Genomic DNA, 16289 nt, shown 5'->3' with positions numbered 1-16289 from the left:
ATGTATCAAAAAGAAAAGAACATGATTGAAGAAATCATTCGTTCAAGAAAAAAGATTATGAATTCCGGTATTCGTACTGTTTAATTTCATAGTCACGGGTATTTGACTTAGTATCCATCTGGGAGATCTTGTGGCCCAGAGAACGCGAATGTGAAGATTCAGTTCCATCGAATCGACACAAATGTGGTCGTAGGACTGCTTGTTCGCGAGTTTTGTTGCTCCGGAACAGATGTGTCTGCCAAAGTCCTTGCGATGTACGCAGACACTAGAACTCCGTCAAAGGAACCACAGTGGCTTGCCGCTGGGTTAAGTCAGTGAGACACTTGTAAGAGCAAATAATACAAAGGCAATTCTTGATGCATCAGAGAAAACTGATCGTGCATTTTTGGCAGGTGCAGTTGCAGTGGGGGCTAAGGTTGAAATTGAGACTATGCCTGGATATCTGCCAACAATTCCAGTCGATGCACCAGAGGAACTGGTTGAGGCGGCAAAGCTTGCAGCAGGTGACAAGTATAATGTGAATGTAGTTGATGCGACAAGCACACCGAGCGGTGGTTCAACAGATGTAGGAGATGTACAGCATCTTCAGCCAGTATTTACCTTTAACACAGGCGGTGCAGTAGGAAGCGGTCTTCATAGTGTTGATTTTGATGTGAATGATGAGGAACTTGCCTATATTGTTACGGCAAAAATATTTGCACTTACAGCCTATAGATTGTTAAAGGGCGGTGCTGTAGCTGCAAAAAAGCTTGTGGATGACTACAAACCTATATTTACAAAACAGGAATATATTGACTTTATGGAATCTATGATAAGCAAAAAGACCGGCGGTGCACCGGTCTTCGAGGAAGAATAATATAGAAGCTTATCTAGCCAGCCAGCCGCCATCAACAGCAAGTGTAAAACCATTTACGTAAGATGAAGCATCGCTGGCAAGAAAAACAGCAGCCCCCATTAAATCATTGGAGGTTCCCCAGCGTCCCGCCGGAATGCGGCAAAGAATAGCATCATTTCTGTCACTGTCCTGACGAAGTGCAGTCGTGTTGTTTGTCGCCATGTAGCCCGGCGCGATTGCGTTTACATTAATATTAAGAGAAGCCCATTCATTTGCAAGCGCCTTGGTGAGACCCATCACGGCGCTTTTGCTTGCTGTGTAGGAAGGAACGCGGATGCCGCCCTGAAAGCTTAACATAGAAGCAATATTGATAATTTTACCACCGCCCTGTGGGATGAAGAACTCATTCGTCATGGCCTGAGACAGGAAAAAGACAAGCTTTTCATTTAAATTGGTGACAAGATCCCAGCTTGCTTCTGTGACATTTACGGCATCCTCGCGGTGAATGATTCCAGCATTGTTTACAAGAATATCAACGCGGCCTGTCAGTTTTTTGCAGGCATTTGCAACTGTCTTTGATGCATCTGGTGCAGAAAGATCTGTAAGTACTTCAAAGAAAGTACCGCCAACAGCCTCCACCTTTGCAGCAGTCTCGGCGCAGCTTCTTCGTGCAATGCCGATGACAGTTGCTCCGGCTTCGGCAAAGGCTACGCAAAAGCCCTGTCCTAATCCAGTGTTTGCGCCAGTAATAACAGCAACTTTTCCATTCAAACGAAACAAATCTAAAATCATATCTTTTTTTCCTTTCCTTTTTGTGTTTTTGCTTGTTATTACTATATTGCTTTTTAGAAGGAAAATATAGTATAATAAGCTCAAGAAATAGCATAATCGGAGCTAAATGAAGGAGGAACGAAAATTACATGGAGCAAAAAACGGTAGTGGATACAAGTCTTCGTGAGCTTCGCCGTCATGGAAGTGACGATTTTCCAATTGGAATTTACAGGGATGACTTTTCAGAGTTTGAGCATGGACAAATTGCATGGCACTGGCATGATGAGATTCAGTTTGCTTACATTATAAAGGGGACGATTCTCGTGCAGGTAGGAACTAGCGAATTTGTGTTAAAACCAGGGGAGAGTATTTTTATTAATACGGGAATGCTTCATCGCCTTGTTCCAGTAGATGAAAAAAGACGTGAATTGATAAATAGCGAGTCAGACACTCATGTGATTGATTCCTTTGTCTGTTCGTGGAAATTAGCAGAATCTGATCGTCTTTCGCGTGCATATAGGGAGTGTGTGGCACCGCTGCTTTTGGCAAAGACTGATGGATTTGCATTAAGTAAAGAAGAGTCGCAGCTTTTAAGAAAAATGGCAGAGCAGTACAGAAAAAAAGAAACTGGATATGAAATGGCGGTGAAAGGCTGCCTCTGTCTCTTGTGGGCAAGTCTCGTAGAGAAGGGAATAAGCGCAGCACGGCAGATATCGCTCAAAGAGGAACGAGACTTGGCACGAATTAAGGATGCAATGACATATATGCAGCAAAATTTTTCATGCAAAGTCAGCCTTGAAGATGTAGCACAGGTGGTTGCTATAAGCAAAAGTGAGCTGTGCCGCTGCTTTAGGCGTGTCTTAAAGGTCAGCCCAATGGAATATTTGATTCAGTTTCGCCTAGAGGAAGCTAGTCGGCAGCTGTTATCAACTGATAAAAGCGTGACTCAGATCGCGCTTGAGACCGGATTTGACAGTCCGTCACATTTAGGACGTTTCTTTTTAAAAGAATTTGGATGTACGCCAAGACAGTATCGAGGGAGAAAACGTTAATATAGCTCTGAGGTGTATGGCTCGTATTAAAAAAATGAAATATAATTAGGAAAGGATATAACTATGCGTTTTTATATAGCAGACTGCCACTTTTATCATGAGGCACTGAATACAAAGATGGACAAGAGAGGATTTGCATCAGCAGAGCAGATGAATGAGTATATGATACAGCGCTGGAATGAAAAAGTGAGAAACTGCGATGAGACGGTGATTCTAGGTGATTTTTCATTTGGTGATGCGATGCAGACAAATTCATTACTTAAACAGTTAAACGGAAAGAAGTATTTGATTGAAGGAAATCATGATCGCTATCTGAAATACCGTCGATTTGATAAAAATTTGTTTGAATGGATAGAGCCATATAAAGAAATTCATGATAATGGGCGAAAAGTTATATTGAGTCATTATCCTATTATGTGCTATAATGGTCAGTATCGGCTAAATGAGAATGGGGAGCCAAAGACATATATGTTATATGGACATGTACATGACACAAGAGATGAGCTTCTTATAGATCGTTTTATCCGAATAACAAAACAAACATCTTTTCTTGATTTTGAAGGAAAAGAAAAAACGATTCAGTGCTGCATGATTAACTGTTTTTGTGTTTTTTCAGATTATGCGCCGCTTACATTAGATGAATGGATAGAAAATGATCAGATGCGCAGAAAATATCTATCGGAAGAGTTTCCAGCCTAAGACAAGAACACATGTAATTATTATACAATAAAGTGGAGGAATAAATGGGGAAATGTAACAAAATGTGAGAAAGAAATATGTTGTATGATTGACAATGAAGAAAAATGAGGTTATATTGAAAATACTTAAACGATTGAGAAAAGGCGGGTGAAGTGACGATGGTTTCGTTAAAAGATATTGCAGCGGCCTGCGGCGTGTCAGCATCAACGGTCAGCAAAGCACTCAACGATCTGGATGACATCAGCGAAAAAAGAAAAGCGATGATCCGCCAGAAAGCGAATGAAATGGGCTATTTGCCGAATATGGCAGCCCGTGCATTGAAAACAAAAATGACTCACAATATAGGCGTCTTGTTTATTGACGACTATCATAGTGGTCTGACACATCCGTATTTTGCACCGGTTTTGGAGAGCTTAAAGACGGAGGTGGAAAATCTTGGATATGACATTACTTTTATCAATAAGAATGTAGGCGGACGAGAAATGTCATATCTGGAGCATTGCCGTTACCGCAACGTTGACGGTGTTGTGATTGCAAATGTAGATTTTACAAAAGAAGAAGTGGTTGAGCTTGTAGAAAGTGATATTCCGGTAGTAACAATTGACCACGTTTTTAATAATTGCCCGGCAGTTGTGTCGGACAATATAAAAGGTGTTAGAGAACTGACGGAATATGTAATCAGTATGGGACATAAAAAAATTGCGTACATACATGGTCAGCAAAACAGTGTTACCAAGGTGAGACTGGCAAGCTTTTACCGCACCATGGAGGAACATGGACTGTCAGTGCCGGATGAATATGTGCCAGAGGCACCATATCTTGAGGCAGAGGCAAGTGCAGATGTGACAAAGAAGCTTCTTGCACTTAAAAATCCACCTACCTGTATTCTGTATCCAGATGATTATACGGCAATCGGAGGAATTGCGGTGATTCGTGAGGCAGGATTGTCCATACCATCAGATATTTCAGTGGCAGGCTATGATGGAATTTCGCTGATTCAGCAGTTTCAGCCAAAGCTTACGACATATGCACAGGATATGTCTGGTATAGGAAAGGCAGCAGCACAGGCAATTGTAGATCAGATCGAACGGCCAAAGAGTGCGCTTGTTGAGTTGATTGTAAAGGCAGGAGCAGTAATGCCGGGAGCATCGGTTCGTTGCCTTAACGAAAATGAATAATTAGAGGAAATAAACGAAAAGCGTTGAGAAAACAAGCTGGTTTGTTTCGAAAAACGAAAAGAGTTCGGAAAGCGTTTGCTGAAAGAACTCTTTTTTTGTATGCAAAAGCGACAATTTATACAATACTGACACAACTCACAGCGAAACGAGGCAGAAAAAGTAGAAAAAAATATATAAAAATTTTAAAAAAGGTATTGCATTTTGGTTAAAAGTGTTGTATAGTTCAAGTATGAAAACGATTAAGTAATTTGCGAGAGGAAAGGTACGGAGATTACGGAAAAGGAGTGAGAAAGGGATGAAAAATTTTCTTCATAACACATGGAAACACAGAGCCCATGTCGTGATGGCTCTACCAGCATTTCTTGTATTGTTGTTCTTTGCCTATATCCCGATGGGCGGTCTTGTAATGGCATTCAAGTCGTATGATTACACTAAGGGAATCTGGGGCAGTCCGTGGAATGGCCTCGACAACTTCAAGTTCCTGATTGCATCAAAGTCAACATTCCTGTCGATGACGAAGAATACATTATTCTATTATGTGATCTTCACAGGACTTGGAACAGTACTAAATGTAGTTCTTGCAATTGCGATTGACCAGTGTGTATTTAAAAAGTGTGCAAAGACAATGCAGACTGTTATGATTATTCCAGTATTCATTTCTTATGCAGCTGTACAGTTTATCGTATATGCATTTATCAGTACTGATACAGGTATCTTAAATAATCTGTTTAATGCACGTGTTCGTTACTACACAACAGCAAGTTATTGGCCGGTGATTTTAACCATCGTTAAAATGTGGAACAGCGTAGGTTACGGCTCAGTACTTTATATGTCAGTACTTGCAGGTATTGATTCCTCATTATATGAGGCAGCAGAGATTGATGGTGCAAATCGTTGGCAGCAGATCGTGAACATCACGATTCCAAGCCTTGTTCCAATGATTACGGTTATGCTTCTTCTTTCAGTAGGAAACATCATGAGATCTGATACAGGTCTTTTCTATCAGGTAACAAGAAACAGCGGACAGCTGTATTCTACAACACAGGTTATTGATTCTTATGTACTGAATGCGATCTTTAAAAACTCGAACTTCGGATTCGTTGCAGCAACTACATTCTTCCAGTCAGTAGTTGGTTTGCTGATGATGCTGCTTGCAAATGGTGCTGTTCGTAAGATTGCACCGGAAAATGCACTGTTCTAATGAAGGGAGGAAATGTAGATGAAAAAGAAAAAAGATCTTGACCTTGCTCCTTCCAGAAGAGAGCGTAAAACACTCGGTCAGTACATATTGTTATTCTTCTTGGTATTGTACACTTTGTTCTGTGCACTGCCGATCGTACTTGTATTTGTAGCAGCATTTTCAGATGAGAAGACAATCGTACAGAATGGTTTCTCGTTTATTCCGAAGAAGTGGTCACTTGATGGTATCAATGCCGTACTTAGATATGGCAAGCAGCTGGCAACCTCTTATGGTGTAACGATTTTTATCACGGTTGTAGGAACATTAGTTGGACTTTTGATCATGGCAATGTTTGCTTACTCAATTAGCCGTAAGGATTTCATGCTTGGTAAGTTCTTATCTGTATACCTGCTGATTCCAATGCTGTTTTCAGGCGGACAGTTATCCTGCTATATAATTTATACATCTATGTATGGATTAAAGGATAACATCGCACTTCTGATTTTACCGCTTTGTGTATCAACGATGAATGTTATTATTCTTCGAACATACATCGCAAACAGTATTCCTGGTGAGCTTATGGAGGCGGCTAAGATTGACGGTGCCGGTGAGTATCGAACTTTCTTCCAGATCACACTTCCACTGTTAAAGCCATCTATGGCAGCAGTTGGATTTATGATGGCAACTGTTTACTGGAATGACTGGCAGAATGCACTTTTGTATATTACAAGTGATCGCAAGAAGCCATTGCAGTTACTTCTGATCAATATTCAGAAGAGTATCGAGTTTTTGTTAAATAACTCCAATGTTCCGGCTTCTGTTAAGGCAGCTATGGGAGGAACAATTCCACAGTACTCTGCAACGATGGCAACAGTTATTGTCGTAATCGGACCGATTATGGTAATTTATCCATTCTTCCAGAAGTATTTTGTAAAGGGACTTACAGTTGGTTCTGTAAAGGGCTGACAAAGTCAATAAGTAAAGGGCATTTTCCACAGATATCTATTATGTGGATGAAAACAAATAAAAACCAAATAAAATCAAACATTATTAAGGAGGACACTTATTATGAAAAGAAAACTTTTTGCAGTATCAATGGCAGCAGCTATGGCAACCAGTTGTTTCGCAGGCACCGCTTTTGCAAGCGATAGTGAGCCAGTAACAATCAAAGTTACAAGAGCATGCTTCAATCTGGCAAATCCAGATTCTGAGCAGGTAAAGAAGGTTCAGGATGCTATCAATGAGTATATTAAGGATAAGATCAATGTTCAGATCGAACTGACCGATATTGGTTCAGGTGAATATACCGAAAAGGCAAATCTGGCACTTGCAAACAATGAGATTAACCTGCTTTGGACAGCTTCATGGGAATCTACCATTGGAACAAATGATTTAGTACCTGCAAATGCAGTTTATGATATTACCGATCTGCTTCCGGGAACACCTCTGTATGAGTCTATGGATGAAGGACAGTGGGAAGCTACTAAATATGACGGCAAGAACTACTTTGTACCAGTTTATAAGGATAATGTAGAAGGCTATGATGTAATGTTCCGTAAGGATCTTGTTGACAAGTATGGCTGGGATATCAGTTCAGTTAAGACTTTGGCTGACCTTGAGCCGATGTTAGCAGATCTTGAGGCAGAAGGACTTAAGTATCCATATCTGTCACAGAAGACAGCTATGTTCTACAGATATTATATCAATGATTTTGATTTCTTTACCGCTGATTCACAGTCCAACTGGGTAGCAGTAGATCGTTCCACAAATGAAGTAGTTGATACCGTTCTGACCGATCAGTACAAGGAATTCTGTACCTTAATGGCTAAGTGGGCAGAGGCTGGATATATCTCTGAGGACGAAGTAACAAAGACTACAACTGATACTACAACACAGACTCAGGATTGGGGTATTTCCTGGTGGACAGATATTCCTGTTAATGCAGAGGCAAACAGCCGTTATAATCAGGAAGTTGTAATGACACCAATCACTGACAGATGGGCACACTCTACATCTGCACTTGGTTCCTGCTATACAGTAACAGCAAACAGCACACCAGAAGAAGCACAGGCTTGTGTTGATTTCTTAGGACTTCTGTATACTGATAGTAAGTTAGCAGATCTTTACACCTTTGGTATTGAGGGTGAGGATTTCAACTATGTTGACGGTAAGGTAGAGCAGACTGATGCTGGTAAGTACAACCACTCCATGTGGGAATCTGCATCTGCAACTATCGTAACACCACTGACAACAGAGCCAGATGATAAGGCTGAACTGTATAAGGACTTCAACGGTGGTGCAAATACTTCTTGCGCAGCTGGTTTCCGTTTCGATAAGAATGAAGTAGCTGATAAGTATGCAGCTTGCCAGAATGTATTTAATGAGTATGGCTTCGCACTTGAGAATGGTGGTTATGGCGTTGATCAGATTGAAGATACAATCGCTCAGTATCAGGCAGCTCTCGATGAGGCTGGTTATCAGGACGTTTTAGCAGCATTCCAGGCACAGTATGATGAATGGAAGGCAGAGAATGGTTCTGAGACTACTGATGAGTCTGTTGAAGAAGAGTCTTCTTCTGTAGCAGAATAATTATTGCTAGAATCTTTTTCTCATAAACTTTTTCTTTCGCAGAAGATGGGGTGTACCAAACGGTGCGCCCCATCTTTTTTTGGTTAAAAATGATCAATACGAATGATTAAAACAGTCACTACCATTTGCGTTGTAAATGTGTTAAGATAAAAAACGACAATGAAATTGATAAAATTTTTTTGAACAGAATAGAATATAGCAAGAAAGGTTGATAATAATATGAATCCAAGCGAAAAGTATGAAAAACAGTATTTTATGCCGCCGGTCGTGACCTATGACTGGGTCAAGAAGGATGATATCGATCATGCACCGATCTGGTGCTCTGTTGACTTAAGAGACGGAAATCAGGCGCTTGTAGAGCCAATGAGTCTGGATGAGAAGATTGAATTTTTTAAGATGCTGGTAGAGATTGGCTTTAAGGAAATTGAAATCGGATTTCCGGCTGCTTCAGAAACCGAGTACCAGTTTTGCCGTACCTTAATTGAGCAGAATTTGATTCCGGCTGATGTTACGATTCAGGTATTGACGCAGGCAAGAGAGCATATTATTAAGAAGACTTTTGCGGCGATTAAGGGAGCACCAAGAGCAGTTGTTCATGTGTATAACTCCACATCTGTTGCACAGCGTGAGCAGGTATTTAAGAAAGATAAAGAGCATGTAAAGCAGATTGCAATTGATGGTGCTGCATTGTTGAAGGAGCTGGCTGATAAGACCGATGGTAACTTTACCTTTGAGTACAGCCCGGAAAGCTTTACAGGAACTGAGATGGATTATGCACTTGAGGTGTGCAATGCTGTTTTGGATGTATGGCAGCCGACACCAGACAATAAGGTGATCATTAATCTTCCGGCAACAGTTGAGAATGCAATGCCGCACGTATTCGCAACACAGATCGAATATATGAATAAAAATATGAAGTACCGTGACGGAGTTGTTCTTTCACTTCATCCGCATAATGACAGAGGCTGTGGTGTGGCAGCGGCAGAGTTAGGACTGCTTGCCGGTGCAGATCGTATTGAGGGAACGCTTTTTGGAAATGGTGAGCGTACCGGAAATGTGGATATTATTACATTGGCGATGAATATGTTCTCACATGGTATTGATCCGAAACTGAATTTCTCTAATATGTCATCTTTAGTAGAGGTATATGAGAGAGTGACAGGCATGAGAGTTCATGAGCGTCAGCCGTATGCAGGAAAGCTTGTATTTACTGCATTTTCTGGTTCTCATCAGGATGCAATTGCAAAGGGCATGGCATGGAGAGAAGCTGGAAAGAGTGAAAAGTGGGATGTTCCGTATCTTCCAATTGACCCGAAGGATGTAGGACGTACTTATGATTCAGATGTTATTCGTATTAACAGTCAGTCTGGAAAGGGCGGCGTATGCTATGTACTGCGCACTAACTTTGGTTTGAGTCTTCCGGAAAATATGCGCGAGGAGGTTGGCTATACTGTTAAGGATATTTCTGATAAGGCGCATAAGGAATTGACACCGGCAATTATTTATCAGATTTTTGAGGATCACTATGTTACCAGTAAGTCAATTTTCCAGGTCAGCGAGTGCCATTTCCGTCAGGAAAATGGAATTGTGGCAAATGCAACAATTCAGCATGGCCAGAATACACAAGTCGTTACAGGAACAGGTAATGGACGTCTTGATGCCGTCAGCAATGCGATTAAGAATTATTTTAATGTTAGCTATGAGCTTAGTTTCTATGAGGAGCATTCTCTGACAAAGGGAAGTTCTTCAAAGGCAGTTGCATATGTTGGTGTTGTTTGCAATGGAAGACGTTATTGGGGTGTTGGAATTGACAACGATATCATTAAGGCTTCAATTGAGGCGCTGACAGTTGCAGTAAATAAGATTGAAGAGATTCAGAATGCGCAGTTTGCCAAGGACAAAAGAATGGTTGAGATCATGAACTATATTCAGTCAAATTATTTAAGTGTCACTCTTGAGGGACTGTCTGATAAGTTCTATTTGTCAAAACCGTATTTGTCAAAATACATCAAAGAAAAATCAGGCATGACATTTGGTGAGCTTGTAAAAAATGTACGTCTGAAGAAGGCGAAAACATTGTTAAAGACGAGTTCAATGACTGTTGAAAGCATCGCGCTTTCTGTTGGCTATCAAAATGTAGAACATTTTAATCGCCTGTTTAAGAAAGCATTTAATATGACACCAGTTCAGTTTCGCAATAAAAAGTAACGTGGTAAAGTTACGCGAAAAATGCGACTAAAAATGTCGTTTGTACTATTTACTATGCACTATAGATGTAGTAAACTCCTTCTTGTAAACGTTAGAAGAAAAAGGAGGGGTACGATGTTTCAAGTGGCAGAAGGCATTAAAGGTGTACATATTTTAGGGGTGGTTCAGAGCAAAGACGCATTGGAAGATTTGCTTAAAATCTGCCCAATCAATCCTCAGAGCAGATATGTATTGATTGAGGTGGGGATGCAAAAGGAGACTGTGCAGGATGTTTTGACAGGCCTTGGAATTGTAGGAACGATGGCTGGCGCACAGTATCTTCACGATGCGATAACATTTGCGCTTGAAGATCATGAATTGATTGAGAGAATTACAAAGTTATTGTATCCTCAGATTGCAAAGGTTCATAATACGACTCCGAGCCGTATTGAGCGCGCGATACGCGTGGCAATTGAACGTTCATGGTCACTGGCTAGCATGGAATATAAAAAACGCATATTTGGAGAGATGGCATCAGTCAACAGCACTAGGCCAACGAACATGCAGTATATTCAGTGTATTGTTAACTACCTAAAATAAAACTAAGTTAGCAAAAGCAGGATATTGACATTTCCTGTTTCTGGTATAAAATGAATATAATCCTTATGATGAATCTGGAAAATTAAGAACTGACGATCCATACTAAAGGATATTTGACAGCATATGAGAAAGGAAGCAGACATTATGGAGAAGAAAAATCTGGATTGGAGCAGTCTTGGTTTTGGTTATATCCAGACCGATAAAAGATATGTTTCAAATTATAAAAACGGAAGTTGGGATGAAGGTACATTAACATCAGATGCAACTATTACGATCAGCGAGTGCGCAGGTGTTCTGCAGTACGCACAGACCGTATTTGAAGGTATGAAGGCATATACCACAGAGAATGGACAGATCGTTGTATTCCGCCCGGATTTAAACGCAGAGCGTATGGTAAACTCCGCAAAGAGACTGGAAATGCCGCCATTCCCGCAGGATCGTTTTGTAGATGCTGTAAAGCAGGTTGTAAAGGCAAATGAAGGGTATGTTCCGCCATACGGATCAGGTGCAACACTTTACATTCGTCCATATATGTTTGGAAGTGACGCTGTTATCGGTGTAAAGCCGGCAAATGAGTATCAGTTCCGTATCTTCTGTACACCAGTTGGTCCATATTTTAAGGGCGGCGCGAAGCCGATTACAATCCGCGTAAGTGATTATGACCGTGCAGCACCGAATGGTACTGGACATATCAAGGCTGGATTAAACTACGCAATGAGCCTTCACGCAATTGTTGAGGCGCATGAGCAGGGCTATGCAGAGAACATGTATCTTGATTCTGCAACACGTACAAAGGTAGAGGAGACTGGCGGTGCAAACTTCCTGTTTGTAACAAAGGATGGAAAGGTTGTTACACCAAAGTCAAGCACGATCCTTCCATCTATCACACGTCGTTCTCTCGTATATGTTGCAAAGGAATATTTAGGACTTGAGGTTGAGGAGCGTCCGGTATACTTTGATGAGGTTAAAGATTTTGCAGAGTGTGGTCTTTGCGGAACAGCAGCCGTTATCTCTCCAGTTGGAAAGATTGTTGATCATGGTAAGGAAATCTGCCTGCCAAGCGGTATGGATGAGATGGGACCAGTAACCAAGAAGCTGTATGAGACATTGACAGGTATCCAGATGGGACGCATCGAGGCTCCAAAGGGATGGATTCAGGTAATCGAGTAATCTGTGTTTATGAGCAGGCAGCGAAATCGGATCGCAAATGTCTGATCTATACACTGCGATAATTAATAAATAGAAAAAAGCTGATGTTTGTTATCCAAAAGATAGCAGATATCAGCTTTTTTTTAATGATACGTGTTTATTATGACACTTGACGACACTTCATAAAAATGGTACTATCAGCAACAGTAATCAAGTAAAAAATCGGCAGTTAGAGTGCACTAAAAGGGCAAAATCTGGTCAGATAATAGGAGAATGCTGATGAAAACGATTACAAAAGTGTGGGAAGACGCGGTGATAGCCGCAAATGTGTGTAAAAAAAGATAGTGGAGGTAGGAATGAGAGAAGAATTAAGTGTGTGTGAAGCGCCAATTATGAAAATTATCTGGGAATCAAATCCTGACATTTCAGTTCCAGAGTTGGTGAAGCAGCTGAATGAGCAGTATGGAAAAGAGTATGCCAGAACGACAGTAGTGACATTTTTGACACGTATGGCAGGAAAGGGATATATTACAACGCAGCGCCGGGGACGTATTTCTTATGTGCACGCAATAAAGAGTGAACAAGAGTATAAACAGCAATTGGCGCAAAAGGAAATCGAGTTTTGGTTCCATGGAAGTATGGCAGAGTTTGCACAGACATTATGCGCAGCCGCTCCTCTTACACATGAGGAGTGCCAGAAACTAAGAAGATTGCTTGATCATGTTGAGGAAAAATAATAATAAAAATAATAATGAAATGAGAGCTGTCACACGACAGCTCTTTACTTTTTAAGAATAATGAAGTAAAATGTCGCTAAGAGTAGTTAAATGTTAAAGATTGACAGCCGTAGCAAAATAACCATCAATATGAGGGAGGGAAACAGCATGAATTATACATTTGAAAAGCTGCGCGACATAATTGAATGCTTTGATCCTTGTATGGATAATTATCTGTATGTGTATGATATCATTCAGGATTTATACTTTATATCGGAAAGGGCAAAGAAAAGATTTGCACTTTCATCTAATTGTTTTACAAATGCAGTGGAAGAACACCGCAAATTTGTATATTCAGAGGATTATGATGCGTTAAAGGTTGAGCTTGAAGAAGTTGCTCGGGGAGAACGTGACAGGCATAACATGCAATATCGCTGGCTAAACAAAGAATGTGTTCCAGTTTGGATTAACTGTCGTGGAAAGGTGCTTAGGGAATCAGATGGCAGACCACATTTTTTAATTGGCAGCATTAATGAGATTGGTCAGCAGCAGAAAGCAGATAATATCAGCGGGCTTTTGGGCGAAGCTTCTTTTAAGAGCCGGATGAAAGCGTTTGGAACAAAGTCAGTCGATGGATTTGTGCTAAGGATTGGCATTGATGATTTTAGCGATATTAATGAGCGGTTTGGAGTTGAGTATGGAGATCGTATTCTAAAGACTGTAGCAGATGATATTAGCTCTCAGTTGACTGGGAACCAGAAGGCATATCGCATGACAGGAGATGAATTTCTTATTGAGGATCTTGTCGAGTCTAATGTGTTTGGTATTGGACCGGACGAAAATGATGCAGATGAATTGTTTCACAGGATTCGAAAAGCTGTAGATGAAAGTATTTGTAAAAGTGGTTATGAGGCAGTGTATACAATTTCGGCAGGAATTATTAGCAGTGAGAATACATCAGTAAGAGGCTATAAGGAATTGATGAAATATTCACAGTTTGCGCTTAGTGAGGCAAAAAAACGCGGAAAAAACAGAGCGTATCAATTTCAAATGGAAGATTATGAGAAATTTTTACACAGAAGGGAAATTCTTCGTTCCTTGAGAGAGGCAGTTTCACTTGGATATCAGGGATTTGAACTATATTTTCAGCCAATTGTGAGAGCAAAGGATGAAAGCTTATATGCGGCAGAGGCATTGCTTCGCATTCATGATAAGAATGGGAATTTTATTTCACCGGCAGAAGCTATTCCTATTTTAGAGGAAAGCGGATTGATTATTCCTGTTGGAAAGTGGATTATTCAAAATGCATTTTCTATGTGTACAGAGTGCCGTAAATATTATCCGGAATTTCGCGTGTCAATCAATCTGTCTTATGTGCAGATATTAAAGAGTCCCCTTATGATGGAATTAAAGCAAATGATCGAGCATTCTGGTATTAGCTGCAGTGGAATCATTGTGGAACTCACAGAGAGTGGTTATCTTGAAGGAACACCGGCAGTGCGCAGTGTATGGAATGATATGAAACAGCTGCGTATTCAGATTGCACTTGATGATTTTGGAACAGGTTATTCTAATTTAATGAATATCAGTAATCTTGAGCCAGATATTGTAAAGCTTGACAGAGGCTTTACATTAAAGGCACTGTCACGCTCATATGAATATCAATTGATGCAGTATGTGATTGAGATGGTTCATAAGCTAAATCAGTATGTCTGCGTGGAAGGTGTTGAGACTAAGGAAGACCTCGAAAAGATTAAGGCACTAGGACCAGATTTGATTCAGGGATATTATTACTCGAAGCCTTGCTCGAGGGATGAGTTTTTGAAAAAGTTTTTTGGCTATTCTGAATAGTTACAAGCTTTAAAAAAAGTAATTGCTATTATACTGCTATTATATATAGAAGAAATACGATTTCTTTATTGCTAAAGATTTTGTGTGGAGGAAAAAATAATGAAGGATATGGTAACACTTGGAAGAACGGGTATTACCGTTAATAAAAATGGATTTGGCGCACTGCCGGTACAGCGTGTTTCAAAGGAGGAAGCGATCCGTCTTGTACATAAGGCATATGATGGTGGTGTGAGATTCTTTGATACGGCAAGAGCCTACAGCGATAGTGAGGAAAAGCTTGGGGCGGCTTTTGATGGGATGAGAGAAAAGGTCTATATCGCAACGAAGACAGCAGCATTAACAGTTGAGGGATTTTGGAAAGATCTGGAGACATCTCTTGCAATACTTAAAACAGATTACATTGATATTTATCAGTTTCATAATCCGGCTTTTTGCCCAAAGCCGGGCGATGGAAGTGGTTTGTATGAGGCTATGCTAGAGGCAAAGGCACAGGGGAAAATTCGTCATATTGGAATTACCAATCATCGCTTGACTGTTGCTATGGAGGCAATTGAGAGTGGATTGTATGAGACTCTGCAGTTCCCATTTTGTTATTTGGCGACAAAGAAGGATATTGAAGTTGAGGAGGCCTGTTCAAAGGCAGGTATGGGATTTATTGCAATGAAGGCATTGTCTGGAGGATTAATTACTGATTCAAGAGCAGCATATGCGTATCTGGCACAATATCCTAATGTTTTGCCAATTTGGGGTGTTCAGAGAGAAACAGAAATGGACGAGTTTCTTTCTTATGTAGAGAATCCGCCTGTTTATACAAAAGAAATTGAAGCATTTATCGAAAAAGAGAAAAAGCAGCTGTCAGGTGATTTCTGCAGAGGCTGTGGATATTGTATGCCATGTCCAGCAGGAATTGAGATTAACAATTGCGCACGTATGTCACTTATGATTCGCCGAGCACCATCAGCAGCATGGCTTGATGAAGCAGGACAGGCACGCATGAATAAGATTGATGGCTGTATTGGCTGCAATAAGTGCAAGGCAAAGTGCCCATATGGTCTTGATACGCCGAATCTGTTAAAGAAAAATTTAAAGGATTACCGTGAAGTATTGGCGGGAAAGACGGTGGTGTGAGGTGTTTCACCTCGGTAGGTTAATAAAGGGACGTCGGCGAAGTGTTTGTCGGCGTCACATTCGCCTCGGCTCTACTACATTGTGTATTTGTAAGCAGAAGTGATAGTGTAAAAAAATGCAAAAAAACATAAAAAAATAGTTGACAAACCCTTTAAAGGGTGGTATTATAGTCAACGTCGCCGAAAACAAGACAGACACAACAAAAACAATTCAGAAACAATAATGAGAATTGTAGCAATAACAAAAACAATTCAAAACCATTAAAAACAATGAATTGAAAAAAGTTGAAAAAGTGCTTGACAAACGCAAGCGACTGTGATATATTAGATGAGCTGTCACTGAGATGGCAAAGAA

Annotated in this window: 15 protein-coding genes; 14 read left to right on the top strand and 1 reads right to left on the bottom strand. The window is 40.5% G+C overall.

Annotation, left to right across the window (positions count from 1 at the left end; genetic code table 11):
• The first annotated feature begins 150 nt into the window (after positions 1-150).
• Both LKD48_RS15195 and LKD48_RS15190 read left to right on the top strand, forming a co-directional pair.
• On the top strand, positions 151-318 hold the full coding sequence (locus LKD48_RS15195; protein ID WP_308732490.1) for a hypothetical protein: 168 nt from the start codon (positions 151-153) through the stop codon (positions 316-318).
• Between the two features lie 85 nt (positions 319-403).
• Positions 404-856 carry a zinc-binding metallopeptidase family protein gene (locus LKD48_RS15190; protein ID WP_227102513.1) on the top strand — a complete coding sequence of 151 codons (453 nt, stop codon included), beginning with the start codon at positions 404-406 and terminating at the stop codon, positions 854-856.
• Positions 857-865: 9 nt separating this feature from the next.
• On the opposite strand, the gene kduD is transcribed toward LKD48_RS15190, so the two are convergent.
• On the bottom strand, positions 866-1627 hold the full coding sequence (gene kduD / locus LKD48_RS15185; RefSeq protein WP_308732489.1) for a 2-dehydro-3-deoxy-D-gluconate 5-dehydrogenase KduD: 762 nt from the start codon (positions 1625-1627) through the stop codon (positions 866-868).
• 128 nt (positions 1628-1755) lie between these two features.
• Between kduD and LKD48_RS15180 the strand changes: the two genes are divergently transcribed.
• The 12 genes from LKD48_RS15180 (at position 1756) to LKD48_RS15125 (ending at position 15935) form a co-directional block, all read left to right on the top strand.
• The gene (locus tag LKD48_RS15180; protein WP_308732488.1) at positions 1756-2658 is read left to right on the top strand and encodes a helix-turn-helix domain-containing protein; all 903 of its coding nucleotides are present in this window, start codon (positions 1756-1758) and stop codon (positions 2656-2658) included.
• A gap of 63 nt (positions 2659-2721) precedes the next feature.
• On the top strand, positions 2722-3357 hold the full coding sequence (locus tag LKD48_RS15175) for a metallophosphoesterase (RefSeq protein ID WP_227102510.1): 636 nt from the start codon (positions 2722-2724) through the stop codon (positions 3355-3357).
• 158 nt (positions 3358-3515) lie between these two features.
• Positions 3516-4535 carry a LacI family DNA-binding transcriptional regulator gene (locus LKD48_RS15170; protein WP_308732487.1) on the top strand — a complete coding sequence of 340 codons (1020 nt, stop codon included), beginning with the start codon at positions 3516-3518 and terminating at the stop codon, positions 4533-4535.
• A gap of 295 nt (positions 4536-4830) precedes the next feature.
• Positions 4831-5736: an ABC transporter permease subunit gene (locus LKD48_RS15165; protein ID WP_308732486.1), complete on the top strand. Its 906-nt coding sequence runs from the start codon at positions 4831-4833 to the stop codon at positions 5734-5736.
• Positions 5737-5754: 18 nt separating this feature from the next.
• A complete protein-coding gene (locus LKD48_RS15160; protein ID WP_118616089.1) occupies positions 5755-6681 on the top strand; it encodes a carbohydrate ABC transporter permease in 927 nt (308 codons plus the stop codon).
• Between the two features lie 102 nt (positions 6682-6783).
• Positions 6784-8304 carry an ABC transporter substrate-binding protein gene (locus LKD48_RS15155; protein ID WP_308732485.1) on the top strand — a complete coding sequence of 507 codons (1521 nt, stop codon included), beginning with the start codon at positions 6784-6786 and terminating at the stop codon, positions 8302-8304.
• Between the two features lie 219 nt (positions 8305-8523).
• A complete protein-coding gene (locus LKD48_RS15150) occupies positions 8524-10512 on the top strand; it encodes a 2-isopropylmalate synthase (RefSeq protein ID WP_118616085.1) in 1989 nt (662 codons plus the stop codon).
• Positions 10513-10626: 114 nt separating this feature from the next.
• Positions 10627-11091: a sporulation initiation factor Spo0A C-terminal domain-containing protein gene (locus LKD48_RS15145; RefSeq protein WP_227102505.1), complete on the top strand. Its 465-nt coding sequence runs from the start codon at positions 10627-10629 to the stop codon at positions 11089-11091.
• 123 nt (positions 11092-11214) lie between these two features.
• The gene (locus tag LKD48_RS15140; RefSeq protein WP_308732484.1) at positions 11215-12261 is read left to right on the top strand and encodes a branched-chain amino acid aminotransferase; all 1047 of its coding nucleotides are present in this window, start codon (positions 11215-11217) and stop codon (positions 12259-12261) included.
• Between the two features lie 335 nt (positions 12262-12596).
• Positions 12597-12977, top strand: a complete 381-nt coding sequence (locus LKD48_RS15135; RefSeq protein WP_118616081.1) for a BlaI/MecI/CopY family transcriptional regulator — start codon at positions 12597-12599, stop codon at positions 12975-12977.
• A gap of 147 nt (positions 12978-13124) precedes the next feature.
• Entirely contained in the window at positions 13125-14807 is a 1683-nt protein-coding gene (locus tag LKD48_RS15130) for an EAL domain-containing protein (protein ID WP_308732483.1), read from the top strand.
• Positions 14808-14906: 99 nt separating this feature from the next.
• Positions 14907-15935, top strand: a complete 1029-nt coding sequence (locus LKD48_RS15125) for an aldo/keto reductase (RefSeq protein WP_308732482.1) — start codon at positions 14907-14909, stop codon at positions 15933-15935.
• The last annotated feature ends 354 nt before the right edge of the window (positions 15936-16289 follow it).

The organism is Anthropogastromicrobium aceti, from assembly GCF_020687335.1.
GTDB classification, from domain to species: Bacteria; Bacillota; Clostridia; order Lachnospirales; family Lachnospiraceae; genus Anthropogastromicrobium; species Anthropogastromicrobium aceti.
This window is presented reverse-complemented; position numbering and strand designations above follow the sequence as displayed.